Origin of the sequence: Blautia sp. MSK.18.38, assembly GCF_024460535.1 — a bacterium.
Taxonomy (GTDB): Bacteria; Bacillota; Clostridia; order Lachnospirales; family Lachnospiraceae; genus Blautia_A; species Blautia_A fusiformis.
The window spans coordinates 49,398-64,484 of the sequence record NZ_JANFYP010000012.1 but is presented as its reverse complement, the minus strand read 5'-3'; the positions used below and the strand labels follow the sequence as shown (position 1 = coordinate 64,484).

At 45.5% G+C, this 15,087-nt stretch carries 18 protein-coding genes; all 18 read right to left on the bottom strand.

The window, feature by feature from the left end:
• Positions 1-21: 21 nt before the first annotated feature.
• A complete protein-coding gene (locus NE638_RS09240) occupies positions 22-909 on the bottom strand; it encodes a polyprenyl synthetase family protein (protein WP_044960972.1) in 888 nt (295 codons plus the stop codon).
• Positions 899-1,117 (bottom strand): exodeoxyribonuclease VII small subunit, encoded by a 219-nt coding sequence (gene xseB / locus NE638_RS09235; protein WP_021650691.1) that lies wholly within the window; start codon positions 1,115-1,117, stop codon positions 899-901. Before xseB ends, NE638_RS09240 begins: the two co-directional genes overlap by 11 nt.
• Positions 1,117-2,322: an exodeoxyribonuclease VII large subunit gene (gene xseA, locus NE638_RS09230; protein WP_059085482.1), complete on the bottom strand. Its 1,206-nt coding sequence runs from the start codon at positions 2,320-2,322 to the stop codon at positions 1,117-1,119. Before xseA ends, xseB begins: the two co-directional genes overlap by 1 nt.
• Complete coding sequence (gene nusB / locus NE638_RS09225) at positions 2,319-2,795, bottom strand: transcription antitermination factor NusB (RefSeq protein ID WP_015524454.1); 477 nt, start codon at positions 2,793-2,795, stop codon at positions 2,319-2,321. Before nusB ends, xseA begins: the two co-directional genes overlap by 4 nt.
• Before the next feature lie 32 nt (positions 2,796-2,827).
• Positions 2,828-3,214 (bottom strand): Asp23/Gls24 family envelope stress response protein, encoded by a 387-nt coding sequence (locus NE638_RS09220; protein ID WP_015524453.1) that lies wholly within the window; start codon positions 3,212-3,214, stop codon positions 2,828-2,830.
• An 80-nt stretch (positions 3,215-3,294) separates the two neighbouring features.
• Positions 3,295-4,884, bottom strand: a complete 1,590-nt coding sequence (locus NE638_RS09215) for a peptide chain release factor 3 (RefSeq protein WP_022426368.1) — start codon at positions 4,882-4,884, stop codon at positions 3,295-3,297.
• 87 nt (positions 4,885-4,971) lie between these two features.
• Positions 4,972-5,796, bottom strand: a complete 825-nt coding sequence (locus NE638_RS09210; protein ID WP_173746071.1) for a SpoIIIAH-like family protein — start codon at positions 5,794-5,796, stop codon at positions 4,972-4,974.
• A gap of 11 nt (positions 5,797-5,807) precedes the next feature.
• On the bottom strand, positions 5,808-6,122 hold the full coding sequence (locus NE638_RS09205; RefSeq protein WP_021650696.1) for a stage III sporulation protein AG: 315 nt from the start codon (positions 6,120-6,122) through the stop codon (positions 5,808-5,810).
• A complete protein-coding gene (locus NE638_RS09200) occupies positions 6,088-6,660 on the bottom strand; it encodes a stage III sporulation protein AF (protein ID WP_173746070.1) in 573 nt (190 codons plus the stop codon). Before NE638_RS09200 ends, NE638_RS09205 begins: the two co-directional genes overlap by 35 nt.
• Positions 6,657-7,799, bottom strand: coding sequence for a stage III sporulation protein AE (locus NE638_RS09195; protein WP_173746069.1), 1,143 nt, complete (start codon positions 7,797-7,799; stop codon positions 6,657-6,659). The genes NE638_RS09200 and NE638_RS09195 overlap by 4 nt, the downstream gene beginning before the upstream one ends.
• Entirely contained in the window at positions 7,796-8,182 is a 387-nt protein-coding gene (locus tag NE638_RS09190; protein WP_022426372.1) for a SpoIIIAC/SpoIIIAD family protein, read from the bottom strand. The genes NE638_RS09195 and NE638_RS09190 overlap by 4 nt, the downstream gene beginning before the upstream one ends.
• A gap of 15 nt (positions 8,183-8,197) precedes the next feature.
• On the bottom strand, positions 8,198-8,392 hold the full coding sequence (spoIIIAC, locus tag NE638_RS09185; RefSeq protein WP_021650700.1) for a stage III sporulation protein AC: 195 nt from the start codon (positions 8,390-8,392) through the stop codon (positions 8,198-8,200).
• 58 nt (positions 8,393-8,450) lie between these two features.
• Positions 8,451-8,969, bottom strand: a complete 519-nt coding sequence (locus NE638_RS09180; protein ID WP_021650701.1) for a stage III sporulation protein AB — start codon at positions 8,967-8,969, stop codon at positions 8,451-8,453.
• The gene (gene spoIIIAA, locus NE638_RS09175; protein ID WP_015524435.1) at positions 8,954-9,886 is read right to left on the bottom strand and encodes a stage III sporulation protein AA; all 933 of its coding nucleotides are present in this window, start codon (positions 9,884-9,886) and stop codon (positions 8,954-8,956) included. Before spoIIIAA ends, NE638_RS09180 begins: the two co-directional genes overlap by 16 nt.
• 84 nt (positions 9,887-9,970) lie before the next feature.
• On the bottom strand, positions 9,971-11,119 hold the full coding sequence (locus NE638_RS09170) for a YncE family protein (protein WP_173746068.1): 1,149 nt from the start codon (positions 11,117-11,119) through the stop codon (positions 9,971-9,973).
• A gap of 17 nt (positions 11,120-11,136) precedes the next feature.
• Positions 11,137-11,685: a 4'-phosphopantetheinyl transferase family protein gene (locus NE638_RS09165; protein WP_015524433.1), complete on the bottom strand. Its 549-nt coding sequence runs from the start codon at positions 11,683-11,685 to the stop codon at positions 11,137-11,139.
• Positions 11,682-13,544 carry an ATP-dependent helicase gene (locus tag NE638_RS09160; protein ID WP_330603426.1) on the bottom strand — a complete coding sequence of 621 codons (1,863 nt, stop codon included), beginning with the start codon at positions 13,542-13,544 and terminating at the stop codon, positions 11,682-11,684. Before NE638_RS09160 ends, NE638_RS09165 begins: the two co-directional genes overlap by 4 nt.
• Positions 13,531-14,985, bottom strand: coding sequence for a glutamate--tRNA ligase (gltX, locus tag NE638_RS09155; protein WP_015524432.1), 1,455 nt, complete (start codon positions 14,983-14,985; stop codon positions 13,531-13,533). The genes NE638_RS09160 and gltX overlap by 14 nt, the downstream gene beginning before the upstream one ends.
• Between the last annotated feature and the right edge of the window lie 102 nt (positions 14,986-15,087).

The following is a 15,087-nucleotide window of genomic DNA, read 5'->3' as shown; positions in this document are numbered from 1 at the left end:
TGTACCCTTCCTTTGTTCTTTCTATTTCCTGCGGCTGACAAGACTTTCCACAAGAAGATCCAGAAATCCGTTCTTCCTGTCAAGGTCGTCTAAAAGTTCTACCGCATGGTCAGAAAGTTCTTTAACCCTGCTGGCTGCTGCCGGGGCTCCAACAAGGCTTACATAGGTAACCTTGTTGTTTTTTTCATCACTGTGGATCGGTTTTCCCAGTTCCTCCTGGGTACTGGTCACATCAAGGATATCATCCTGGATCTGAAAAGCCAGCCCGATGTTTTCTGCAGCCTGCTCCACAACCTTAAGTTCTTTCTCAGATGCCCCTGCCAGCACAGCACCGGTCATCATGGAAGCCTCGATCAATGCGGAGGTCTTGTTTTTGTAAATATAATCCAGCATCTTGTGTTCCAGAGGTTTCCCATCATTCTCCACATCAACACTCTGTCCACCAAGCATACCGTTGATGCCGGTCTTATCTGCAATAATCCGCATAGCGGCTATCACACGGTCTTTATCCTCGGTCAGATCAAAGGCGGAAAGCATCACTTCATAAGCTCTGTTAAGGAGTGCCACACCGCTTAAAACGCCCATGGCCTCTCCGTATACTTTATGTGTGGTCAGCCTTCCCCTTCGGTAATCATCGTTATCCAGTGCAGGGAGATCATCATGGATCAACGAATGTGTATGGATCATCTCCATAGCCGCCATAAAAGGCTCACAAAGCTTATCCTTTCCTCCAAACAGCTCGTAGGTTTCCCTGATCAGGATCGGGCGGAGTCTCTTTCCACCTGCCGTCATACTGTAATTCATGGCCTCTGCCATGGTTTTTGCAAAACCGGATTCTTCCGGAAGATATTCCCGGATCACATGTTCTGCTTCTTCTGTTCTTCTTTTCAGTTCTTCTTTAAAATTCACGAAATGTCCCATCCTCATTCATCTGAAGCATCTTTTTTTCTACAGTATCCAGTCTTCCGTTCAGATCCTTTAGGAGCTCCATTCCCTGTCTGTAGAGGCGGAAAGACTCCTCAAGAGGTGTTTCTTTATCCTCCAGCTTCCGGGCAAGCAGATCAAGCTCCCCAAAAGTATCTTCTATGGATTTCTCTTCTTTCTTTGCTTCTGCCATTATCGCTCTTCCTTCCTGATGCGATCCGCAACTGCTTCTATGACTCCATCGGTTACTGCAATGGAGATCCTGTCACCTTTTTTTATCTGACTGATCTCTGTCACCGCATGTCCGCCTAAGTCGGACACAAATGCATATCCTCCATTTAGTTTTCTTAATGGAGAAAGTCCCTCAAACCGCTGGATCCATATTGCCAGTTCATGTCTTTTCTCTGTAAGCTTTTGTTCCATGGAAGAACGCAGGCATTCCTCCAGCTCCGATGCATACTGACGTTTTTCACGTAACATGGACTCCGGGCTCAGATACTGGAATCTGTTCTCATAGGCCTTAAGTTTTGCGGCAAAAAGTTCTGTCTTACTGTTCATGGCACGCTGCAGACGGTCTCCGTACATATGAAAGCTCTCCAGAACACTGCGAAAATCATCCACTGCCAGCTCTGCTGCAGCAGATGGTGTAGGTGCCCGCAGATCTGCTACAAAATCCGCAATGGTAAAATCCGTCTCATGTCCCACTGCCGAGATCACCGGTGTCCTGCACTCAAAAATAGCACGGGCAACGCTCTCCTCGTTAAAGGCCCAGAGATCTTCAATAGAGCCACCTCCACGGCCGACGATGATCACGTCCACCCCTGCTTCATCCAGCATCCGGATTCCCTTTACGATACTCTGCGCCGCTCCCTCTCCCTGCACAAGTGCCGGATAAAGGATCACCTGCAGATATGGATTCCTTCTGCCTGCAATATTGCGGATATCCTGTACTGCTGCACCAGTAGGTGCTGTCACCACGCCAAGGGTATGAATAAAATGAGGAATGGGCTGCTTATATTCCTGTGCAAACATCCCCATATCCTCAAGTTCCTGTTTCAGTGCCAGATACCGTTCATAGAGGGCACCAGCACCTTCCAGTGTGATCTCTTTTGCATAAAGCTGATAACGCCCGTCTCTCTCATATACGTCTACAATTCCGCCTGCAACTACCTTATCCCCGTCCTTCATGCGAAAAGCAAGACCCCTACGGTGTCCCGCAAACATCACACAGCTTAATGTGCCTGTTTCATCCTTCAGGGAAAAATAAATATGTCCGCTGGTATGGTATTTACAGTTGGATACCTCTCCCTTTACATAGACTTTTCGGAGAAAGTAATCCTGGGTAAACATATTTTTGACATAATGGTTTACCTGACCGACAGAATAGACATTTCTCATGCGTTCTCTTCCGGGGCTTCTGCTGCCTTCTCTTCTGTGTCAGCAGTCTCCTCCTCGTTTTTCTTCTCATCCTTCTCAGATGCGATCTTACCCAGTACTCCATTTACAAAGGAGCCGGAAGCATCTCCGCCAAATCTTTTGGCAAGTTCTACCGCTTCGTTGATAGCTACTCCTGTCGGTACGTCTGCATCATATTCCATCTCATATACTGCCAGACGAAGTGCCGCAAGATCCACACGGCTCATACGCTTTGTCTTCCATCCACGGCTTGCACTGTTCAGCTGTGCATCGATCTCTTCCAGATGTTCTTTCACATGTGCGTACTTCTTCTTCATATATTCCTGGTCCTGTTCTGAAAGTTCTCCAAGACCTTCAAAATAAAGAGAGAGCTGTTCTGTCATCTCTTCTTCTGAATTAAACTCTGTCATAAACATAAGTTTAAATACATGTTCTCTCTGTTCTCTTCTTCTCATAATTTCCTCCTAAGACGGAAAAAAGGAAAGGTTTACTTTCCTTTTTCGTTCTCCATATCCACGCTGGCAATATGAATATTTACATCTGCAACCTCAAGCCCTGTCATATTCTCAATAGCGGATTTAACCTTCTCCTGAACCTTCTTGCTTGTCTCAAGAATGTTTCTGCCATACTCGATATTCAATGACAGATCCACGGTAACGACTCCTTCCAGAATGGTTACTCTCACGCCCTTGGACAGATTCTTCTTTCCAAGTTTACTTACCAGCTCATTGGTGATATTTCCTGCCATGGAAGCAACTCCATCCACATCTGTTGCTGCAAGTCCTGCAACGATTGCAACAACTTCATCTGCAATGTGAACTTCACCGATTCCGCCCAAATCCTGTATCTTATATGTTGTTCTTTTTTCTGCCATGGGAAACCCTCCTACGGATATAATATTTTTGTTCGTAATTTTATACTATTATATCAAAAAAAGTTATGAAATAAAAGGGCTTATTTACTGAATTCTGTCAGTACCAGATCAGGGTTTCTGTCCTCAACCATGCCAACACTCCATGCATTGACAAAGAGCAGCAACGGATTTCCCTTAAGGTCTGTGACTTTCTTCATATCAGAAGTTCCCACGATCTTGTCTACTTTTACAGTCTCCTTGTTGGCAATCCAGCGGATATGCTCATATGGAAGTGTTTCCAGGCGGATATCTACATTATACTCATTCTCCAGACGGTATTTCAGGACATCAAATTGCAGGATACCTACAACACCCACAATAATCTCCTCCATACCGGTGTTAAACTCCTGGAATATCTGGATTGCACCTTCCTGAGCGATCTGGTTGATACCTTTTACAAACTGTTTTCTCTTCATGGTATCGATCTGACGCACACGTGCGAAATGCTCCGGCGCGAAGGTCGGGATCCCCTCAAAGGCAAATTTCTTTCCAGGTGCGCAGATGGTATCTCCAATAGAAAAAATACCCGGGTCAAAGACACCGATGATATCACCTGCATAAGCCTCCTCCACAACATGACGGGATTCTGCCATCATCTGCTGCGGCTGAAGAAGTCGCATCTTCTTGTCTCCCTGCACATGATAAACCTCTTTGGTCGCATCAAACTTGCCTGAACAGATCCTCATAAATGCGATACGGTCTCTGTGAGCCTTGTTCATATTCGCCTGGATCTTAAATACAAAGGCTGAAAAATCATCACTCATAGGATCTACCGGTCCGCAGTCTGCAGTTCTCGGAAGCGGAGAAGTGGTCATCTTCAGGAAATGCTCCAGAAATGTTTCCACACCAAAGTTGGTAAGAGCAGAACCGAAAAATACCGGTGTCAGCTGTCCTTTGCTGACCTCTTCCTGAGAAAACTCCGCACTTGCGCCATCCAGAAGCTCGATTTCTTCCATCAGCTGCTCTTTCTGCTCAGGATCCATGACCTCATCTGCACGGGGATCATTAATATCAATCTCTTCTATCACACCTTCCTTGGTGCCCTTCTGTGTATCGGAGAAGGTAAGGATCTTCTTTGTATTACGATCAAACACACCCCGGAATTTCTTACCGGAGCCGATTGGCCAGTTGATCGGACAGGTTGCAATACCAAGCTCTTTTTCGATCTCATCCAGAAGATCAAAAGTATCGTTGGCATCTCTGTCCATCTTATTGATAAAAGTAAAGATCGGAATGTGTCTCATAACACAGACCTTGAAAAGCTTACGGGTCTGTGCCTCAACACCCTTGGATCCATCGATGACCATAACTGCTGAATCCGCAGCCATCAATGTACGGTAGGTATCCTCGGAGAAATCCTGATGTCCAGGTGTATCCAGAATGTTTATACAATATCCGTCATAATGGAACTGAAGAACGGATGAAGTAACGGAAATACCTCTTTCCTTCTCGATCTCCATCCAGTCTGATACTGCATGGCGGGCCGTAGCCTTACCCTTTACACTTCCGGCCAGATTGATGGCCCCTCCATACAGCAGAAATTTTTCTGTTAATGTTGTTTTACCAGCATCCGGATGAGAGATGATGGCAAATGTTCTTCTTTTTTCTATTTCTTTCGTATACTTCGACACGTGAGCCTCCTGTATATTCTCTGATATCTCTATTTTACTATAACCTTTCCTATTCTAGTATAGACAAGGCTTTGCTGTCAAGGCAATTCAGTCGTAAATTCCCTCTGTATCAATAGTCTGATCGTTCTGGATATCTGCAGACGTCTCTGCGTCCTCAGATGTTTGATCCGCCGGATCGCTTTCCACAGATGCAGCGGTATCCTGCACCTCCTCACCTGTACTTTCCGCATTATCCTCTGCACCTCCCGTATTTTTTTCAGCTTCATCTGCAGTATTTATGACATCCGATGCATTTTTACTTTGACTTAGAGGCGTGATCACAATGCTCTCTGCTGCCACACCGGTTTTCCTCTTTACAATATCCTCGATCTGTGCACGTTTTGCATCCTCCAGATCTGCATCCGGCACCACAACATCCGCAGTTTCACCCGTCAGATTTACGATCACATTTTCAAAGCCCTTCGCCTCCAGAAGAAGCTCTGCAGCCGCCTCTTTTTCTGTAAGATCTGTCATGGAAACCATTGTGTTAATAGCATTCTGTTTTTCCTCATCGCTGATGTCTTTATTACTGATGATCGTCTGCAGGTCCGCTTTGTTCTGGGAACGCACCTGCTCCCTGCTGACTTTTGCCTGTGCTGCAAAATCCGAAGCACCGGTAAGTACGGCCTCGCCCGGGGATGCGGTATCCATCACCTCCGACTGGGTTGTGCCATCTGCCCCGTTCTCATCCAGAAGGGCTGTTTCATCGGTCAGATCATAATCCACATCGTCCAGGATACTGCTGCTGTCTGTACTCGTCTCCTTATCCTTAAATCCCAGATCCACATCTGCGAAATTCAGATATCCGGCCACAGCAATGAGAATGGCCAGCGAGGTGATGATTACCTGATTTTTCTTCATGATCTTTTTCACTTCTACTCTCCTCATTTCATTTTCATTATTCTAATTTTATTAGCGTCGATCTGAAATAATGCCATAATTGCCTGCTGAATATTCTGGACTGTCACTGCGCTGCCTGCTCCCTGAGCCGCCACCAGCACACCGGTAACTTCATTTTTGCTGCTTATGGAAAAGTTTTCCGTATTTCCCTCATCCCCGGTCATAATGATCACTTCCACTTCTCCGACTCCTTCCACATTGGAAAGCAGTTCCTCAAGGCGGCTCTCCAGGCGGGTTTTCTCCGCATTCTGATCCTCTGCTGTTTTACTGTTCTTTCGGGTTACCGGAAGTCCTGCCACCAGAAGAAGGATTCCCAGAAGAAGGAAAACTCCCCACTCCTTCCATCCCATCCTCAGAAGCCAGGATCTGATACTGTCCTTTCCTGAGTCCGCAGATTCTTTCGAGCTCATTTTTCACCGCCTCCCTCTGTTTTTCTGTGACTGTTCCATAAAGTGTTATGGTCAGCTGAAGCTCTTTTTCCATATCTACTTCTGTTTTTGCCGAAAAAATCCCTTCTTTCCTGAGGATACCCTGAACCTGATCCTTCAGTTCCTGTTCATATGCTCCTTTAAGAAATGTTTCCCTTATTCCTTCTGCTTCTGTCTCCATACGTACCTGTTCTTCTCTCCCATAATTATTGCTGAATCCGGACAGAAGTTCTTCACTTTTTCCCACTACGGCAAATATAGGTGTACAGATCAAAAGCACCAACAGAAGCCCCATAAACAGCCGTATATACTGCTCATAACGCTTATCAGGCAGAATATGCAGAAGTGCTGTAGTAAGTACATGAAAAAAAGCCAGGCTTTTCATCCACTGATAAAGTTCTGTTCTCATCCCAAGCCTCCTCCTGCCATCAGGATCAGAAATGTAAGCATACATAAAATTTCCGCAGTAAACAGGATTCTCATCAGAAGTGCACATCCCTCTGCCATGGTGCCAAAGGCTTCTACCAGCCGTTTGTCTGATACAGGCTGCGCCGCAGCCGCCAGAAAGCGATAGGTCAGTGACAAAAGTCCATATCGGACCAACGGCCCCGCCCCCACCGCCAGGATCACCAGTAAAAGCGCAATGCCCAGACTGTTTCTTACAAGAACAGCTGTGGTAAGGACCAGTTCCGTAACTGCATTTACCGCGCTCCCGATCCCAGGAAGAGCACCTGCAGTTTTTCCTACAGCACTCCGCTTCAGAGAATCCATTACCGGAGCTACAAGCCCACGCACCACCTGCAGTCCTGCTGCCACTCCAAGTAATGTCCGAAGCCCCCAGGAGATCACAGTCTCGATCAGCTCAGCCATTTTTCCCAGCATTTCTTCCCTGGAAAGATGATTCACAAATCTCAGGAGAATATATAAACTCACTCCGGGAAGCAGTACTCGTTCCAGGATCCATTGAAAAAGCCACACCAGAAGCAGTACTCCCTGATAAAAAGCAGCTGCACTGGATGCACCTGACGCTGCTGCCACTGCCATAAAATACACCGGTGAGAGTTCCTTCATAAACTCCGTGATCCACGCAAGCATTGAAAGCAGTGATGCACTCAACCCGGAAAAACTGTTCATCAGAAGAGTAAAAACAAGAAGATACACCACATAAAAACTGATCTCTCCCACCTGCCCGTTATCAAAGGCACCGGCAAACCCGGAAAAAACGGCAGCGAACAACAGCAGAAGCAACAACTTCACGATCAGCTCTTTTTCTCTTTCAATACCATAAAAAAGGAGACTGTGCAAAAATTCCCGCACACTCTCCTCCGAAAGCACCTCTTCCCCTGACAACAGTCTGTGAAACGCTTCTGCAACAGAAAATGTTTTTTCTCCAAGCATCTCATCTACCATGGACTGCAGGTCGGTAAGCTCCATCTGATCTGTGATCTGTTGTTCCGCCGAAGAAGCATAAACGATCACACCGCCAAAACAGCTTATAACTACAGCCAGAAACAGGGCTGCACAAATCTCTGACCAATATCTTTTCATGCAAGAAATCCCTGTATGGTATCCAGCAGTGCCAGAAGAACCGGCATACTTAAAACCATTACAGATAACCGGCAGAACAGTTCGATCTGTGCACCAGTGGATGAATATCCTGCATCTCTGCATATACCGGATGAAAATTGTCCGATATAGGTGATCCCGATCATCTTCAGCAAAGTAGTAATATAGCTTCCATCAATCGGAAGACTCTGTTTCAGTCTCTCCAGAGACTGGAACAGATAGCTGATCTTCCCTACCGCTAATCCCAGTATCACAAGACCTATTCCCATCGTAACAAGGCTTACATACTCCGGTGCACGGTCTTTCAGAAGAATCCCCAGAAGAACCCCCGCTGTTCCCAGAACAGAAATCTTCAGAATATCCACGGTTCTTTCCCTCCCCTACAGTACAAAAAGCTGCTGGATATTTTTAAAAAGCTCATAAATATACGGCACGATCCAGAACAGTACTAAAAGAAGTCCTGAAAAACTCACCAGAAAAGCCTGTTCCTCCCTTCCGCTATGTTTCAGGATCTGAGAAAGAACAGAGACCAGGATCCCTACTGCACCGATCTTAAATATGATACTGACCTCCAAATGATCCCTCCTTTTCTTCTGAAAGCCTGTCCTTCTTACTACTGTCTGATAAACAATACTATACTAGGAGAACCGCAAGCAGCAGGCCTCCAAGAATCCCAATTCCCTGGTACAGTTTTTTCTTTCCGGAAACCTCCGCTTTCCGCTTCAATATCTCTGCTTCCAAATTATTTTCATACAGGGAAAGCTGTCGCATCTGCATTTCCAGATCCATATAGCCCAGATATTCTCCGAAAGAAAAAAAAGCGTCCTTTTCCCCATGGGTAAGGCAGCTTTTTTTCAGGGCGCTTTCCGCACATTCCCTGCATATCTGTGAAAGTTTTTCTCCTGTTCCCGCTTTCATCCTGTCCGCGGCACTGATGAGAAACTCTCTGTATTTTCCATTCATTCTTCCTGCTGCTCCATAAAAAGCATCCGGCAGTGATGCATTCCCGCAGCGGATCTCGCCTTTCAGGCAGATCACCATCTGAAGCAGTTTTTCCAGTATGCGGATCTGCTCCGAAAGTCTCATACTTCCGGAAAATCCCATTCCGGCTCCTGCCGCCACTACCAGAATACATCCTACAATCCGGTACATAGGCATTTCCCATTTTCATCATAGATTCCTTCCACGATTCCTGCACGTTCATGCTTTCCCAGAAAAATATATCTCTGGAAAACCCGCGCTTCCCACAATTTCCGGAAAAACGGCTGGGATAATGTTTCTTCCATGGAAGCTCCATGTGCAGTTGCGATCAGACGACATCCACAGTGGATAACTGATTCCACAGCCTTGAAATCTTCTTCTTTTCCAAGTTCATCCACAGCAACCACAACCGGCGACATTGACCGAATCAGCATCTGCATCCCTTCTGCTTTCGGACAGCCGTCCAGGATATCCGTACGCATTCCAAGGTCATTCTGAGGGATCCCCTGATAGCATCCGGCCAGCTCACTGCGCTCATCGACTACTCCTACCGTAACACCGGAAATATTTCCCCATCCATTACTCATCTGCCGGATGATATCCCGAAGAAGCGTGGTCTTCCCACATCTGGGCGGAGAAACGATCAAGGTATGCATGATCTGCTCTCTTGTCTGGATATATGGCAGCACTTCTTCTGCACATCCCTGGATCTCATGTGCCAGACGGACATTGATGCAGGAAATATATTTCATCCCACGGATACGGTTTCCGTCCAGGATCACCTTTCCGGTAACTCCTACACGGTGCCCACCCTGTACACTCAAAAACCCCTGGCGAATCTCATCTTCATAAGCATACAGGGAATAGCCGCTGACATACTCCAGTGTTTCCTTAAGATCCTCCCGCGTAACCAGATAAGGTTCTGTATCTTTTTGCCGGAGGAAACATTCTCCCCCATCATAAGTGAGGAACAGAGGTCTTCCCACGCGGAGACGTATCTCATATAATTTATCATAATCAAGGTCTGCATCCACCAGAAGCTGGCGGACATTACTGGCAAACAGGTTCTGGATCTGGTTTGCGTCCATGTTTTCACCTCTTACACTTAAATATATTGCGGACATGCCGGATTTAGTACCTGTTGTCTTTTTTGATGCTCTCTCGTTTTTTCTTTATTCCGACAGAAAAAAAAGACTTTCTTCTTCGTCATAGGTCTCCATCTTCGAAAGATTCAGCTTCAGGACCCGATCCACAATATTTACGGAGGACGCACGGTATGCATAGGCACAGGATTCAAACATCACATAAAGGCTGTCACCCTCCACCACGATCTGTTCCAGTCGTTCCGAAAAACGATAAGTTCTGGCAGAATTCTCGTTTACATACAAACGCTTATCGGATTGTTCATAAAACACCAGCCTGGATGGCAGGATTCCAAAAGAATGAGAGATCAAAAGCTTATCATTATAAAAAGCAATTCCCTGAACCTGCTCCGATATGGTGGAATAATCCAACGGAACTGCCATTTCAAAATCCATGCCCAGTTTCTCGTCCATGGTATTGATCAGTTTTCCCTCTTCGTCAACTCCGTATCGTGCAATTACACTTTCGTTATATTTTTCAAAGCAGCCTACATACAGACATCCCTTATAAAAGGTCATAAAAGAATCTCTCACGATCCCATAAAGACTGACTATCTGGAAAGTATCCACCGGCAGATGGCTGTCATCATAATCGTAGGCTTCTATTGTATCCATCTTTATACTCACTGCCTGTGCGATCCCGTTGATATTGGAGGAATACCATAATAACTTATGCTCCGGGTCATAGGCAAGTCCTCCCACATGAGGCTGTCCAGGCAGTATCACTTCTTTAATAAAATTATGTTTTTCCTTATCGATCACATAAATGACCGAATTATGTTTCTGTGTGCTGCAGTAAGCGCTGACCAGCACATAATCCTCTGTAACCGCCAGTCCCTGAGGCGTCATGGACGTACACATGGCAGGAGTGGCACCCTTTTTTGTGAGCAGCGTCCTGGTATTCTTCAGCCCGGGAATGACATATGTTCCATATTCCTTCTCTTTTTCTCTCCCATCAAAGGCAAAATAAGAGAAATCCTCTTTCTGGGAAAGCATCTGTTTCTGTCCCCGCAGTGTATACACTGCAGCACCTCGGTTTGTCACCACAGCTTTTGTGGGCAGCTCAGTTTTTGCACGGTAAACAAATGCATATAAAAAATAACATATGCACAGCACAAAAACAACTGCCAGGATCTTCAGAATGAAAATCCTGAAGCTGCGTTTCATCTCTTTGTTCATTTCATCGTCTCTATTTGCTATCTCAAAATGATGTCTTCGTATTCAAATCGTAATTCCAGGCTGTCTCTGGACCAGATTGCACCACTGTATCCCGGTTCCAGCTCCAGCATTATGTAATTTCCCTTATCCATGGAAATCGTACGCAGATCCCTGGACAGTCCCTCTCCGGTCCATTTGATATATGCCTCTCTCAAAACCCACTGGGCAAAAAAGGCTTTCTCCATATCATCTGCATCCAGGATTTCCCGTATCATATCTGCCGGCACCATTCTTTCAAGGAGCCGTTCGTAATTTACCTTCTTGTGGATCTGCACATCAATGCCCACCTCTTCTCCGGCAAACAGACACATCACATATTTTCCGGAATGTGTGATATTATAATGAATTCTTGGAAGCAGGGTAAAAAACGGTTTCCCATGTTCCCCCTTTGACCGAGGCTCAAAAGCAAGCTTCCGTCCAAATTCCCGCTCAAGTCCGATTTCCAGAAGCTTTTCCCCGATCATATGCTCCATGTTCTTGCCGTTATATTCATCTCTGATCTTCGTATAATAAATAATCCCATTCATAATCCGGCCTCCTCAAGAAAACGGGACGGTTCCCGTTCCTTCTCATACTGCTGTCTTACATAATACAGGCAGAGTTTCTTCTTTGCCCGTGTCATACCAACGTAGAAAAGCCTCCGTTCTTCCTCCAGATGTGCCTCCAGGACTGCCTTCCGATAAGGCATGCTACCTTCATTTACATTCATGATATATACATTGTCATATTCCAGACCTTTGACCGCATGAAGAGTGGATATCACCACTCCTTCCCGTTTCACATCCTGTTTCTTCGCCTGTTCTTCCAGCTTTCTGGTATACTCGTCCATATAGGCCATCCATTCTTCCAATGTTTTCATTCCTCTGGCACTTTCATGGATCCGGTTCAGGGTTTCCATAAGCTCTTCCGGTTTTATTTTACGATACCTTGCATATTCCTGCAAGTATTCTTCGTATCCCATGCCATTCCGGATAAAATTAATAGCTGCATAAGGGGCCATAGTCTTTAAGATCCGAAGATGTGTCTCCATCGTTGTGATCCTGTCACACATCCAGTCTTTGTCTTTGTAAAACTCTCCCAATGCTTTAAAATCAACGTTTTTTTCTGTCAGAGCGTCTCTGGCTATGTATCGGTTTGGCCGGTTCATGATCTCCAGAAATGTACTGCGGCTCCGGTCTCCTTCTGCCATTTTCAAATAAGCGATCATATTCCGGCAAATCCAGTGTCGGAACAGGTTGGGCAGTTTTTCCTTCATAGTGAAAGGAACCCCATACTCCATCAACGCAGCGACCAGTCCTTCGGTTTCCTGATTAGTCCTGAAAAGCAGCGCTGTATCTTCAATATTATCCCCTTCTTCCATCCGATTCCGCAGCAGGCCTGCAACTGCCATATATTCGTCTCTGGGATTTCGAAATTCTTTTATCTGCACCGGCTCTCCCGGTTCATTTGGTGTGGAAAGTTTTTTTGCATAACGGTTTTCATTGTAATTGATCACCTTCATAGCTGTATCCAGGATATTTCCACTGCACCGGTAATTGATATTCAGGATCACTGTCTCCGCATTTTTAAAATCTTCCGGGAAATTCAGCATGATCTCCGGGCGAGCGCCACGGAAATGATAGATAGACTGATCATCATCTCCCACCACAAACAGATTGTTCTCCGGTGCTGCCAGCATCTTCACGATATCATACTGAAGATGATTGATATCCTGAAACTCATCCACCAGAATATAGTGAAACTTTTTCTGCCATGCAGACAGGATATCTTTTCGTTTTTTCAGAAGTTCATAACAGCTCAACAGCATATCATCAAAGTCAAGTTTTCTTCTTTCATTCAGGAATTTTCGATATCCCTGAAAGATCTGTCGGAACACTTCATCCGGGCAGCAGGAAGAATAATAATGCTCCAGAGCGATTCTTCCACCCTTTACAACACTGATCTCCTTGGCAATATCTTCCACAAAATCCCCTTCCTGGGACTGTTCTGCAGCACAGTTTACCACCAGTTCTCTTAAAATCGCATATTTTTCTTCTTCTGACAGGATATTTCCTCCATTCAGACCATAAGCCTGTTTGAGGATCCCGTAAAACACTCCGTGAAAAGTCCCGAAAGTAACGCCGGTTCGCTGAACACTGGTAAATTTCAGAAACCGTTCTTTCATTTCCACTGCTGCTGCCCTGGAAAAAGTCACAACAAGAACAGAGGAAGCCGGTATCTTCCCTTCCTGGATCATATGTGCTGTTCTTTCTACTATGACGGAAGTTTTCCCCGAACCGGGGCCTGCCAGAACCATCATAGGTCCTGACAGGTGGGCGATCGCCCTTTTCTGAGATGGATTTCGTTTCATAACTGGATTATCGATCACACTCTTATTTATTTTCAAGCTTTTCGATTGCTGCATGTACACGTTTCAGTGTCTCTTCCTTGCCAATGATCTCCATGATCTCTGTTGCACCGGCCGGTGTCATCTGCTTGCCGGATACTGCTGTACGAAGTGGCCACATAACATAACCATTCTTATATCCGTGCTCCTTTACAAAAGCGCTTAAAGATGCATACAGCGGATCATTGGTATAATCCTCCTGTGCTTCCAGTACCGGAAGCACTTCCTTGAGAACTGCAAGAGAAGTCTCCTCTGTTGTTTTCATCTTTTTGTGGCGGTACATCGCACTGTCATACTCCGGAACTGCCTCAAAGAAATCTACAAGCTCCGGAATATCCGGGAATACTTCAATTCTGGTCTGAACCATTCCTGCGATCTTCTTAAGATCAAAGTCTTTTTTCAGAACTTCTTTCAGATACGGAAGTGCTCTCTCATAGAATGCCTCCGGATCCATCTTCTTGATATACTCACCATTCATCCATTTCAGCTTGGCAATGTCAAAAACTGCCGGTGATTTGTTGATATGATGATAATCAAATGCCTCCACAAGCTCCGGAAGAGAAAAGATCTCACGGTTGTCTGCCGGGCTCCATCCAAGGAGTGCAACATAGTTGATCACTGCCTCTGTCACAAATCCCTGATCGATCAGATCTTCATAGGAAGAATGTCCACATCTCTTGGAAAGCTTCTGATGTGTCTCGTCTGTGATCAGCGGACAATGAACATAGGTCGGGATTTCCCATCCGAATGCCTCATAAATACGATTATACTTCGGTGAAGAGGAAAGGTATTCGTTACCTCTTACAACATGTGTGATTCCCATAAGGTGATCATCAATTACATTTGCGAAGTTGTAGGTCGGATAACCGTCAGATTTGATCAGGATCAAATCCTCCATCTCCTCATTGTTAACGGTGATATCTCCGTAAATAACATCATGGAATGTAGTGGTTCCCTCTGTTGGCATATTAAAGCGGATAACATGCGGCTCACCTGCATCCAAACGGCGCTGAACCTCTTCCTTGGAAAGATGGAGACATCTCTTGTCATAAATAGAGATCTCCTTACCTGCAACAGTACGTTTCATGCTTTCCAGTTCTTCCTTGCCGCAGAAGCAGTAATATGCATCTCCCTGCTCAATAAGCTGTTTGGCATATTTCAGATACATGCCTGTTGCCTGACGCTCGCTCTGTACATACGGGCCAAATCCGCCATCCTTGTCCGGTCCCTCATCATGGAGAAGTCCTGTTTTCTCAAGAGTACGGTAGATGATATCTACAGCTCCCTCCACATAACGTTCCTGGTCTGTATCTTCAATACGGAGGATAAAATCTCCGCCTTCATGTTTTGTGATCAAATAAGCATAAAGAGCTGTTCTTAAATTACCCACATGCATTCTTCCTGTAGGGCTCGGTGCAAATCTTGTTCTGATCTTTGTCATTTCTTTTCTCCTCGTTTTTGTTGTTTCTCTTTATAGGTGCTATTATATACCCAAATCCTTCAAAATGTCCATAGGTTTTCCGGCGGAATACCCTGCCATCCC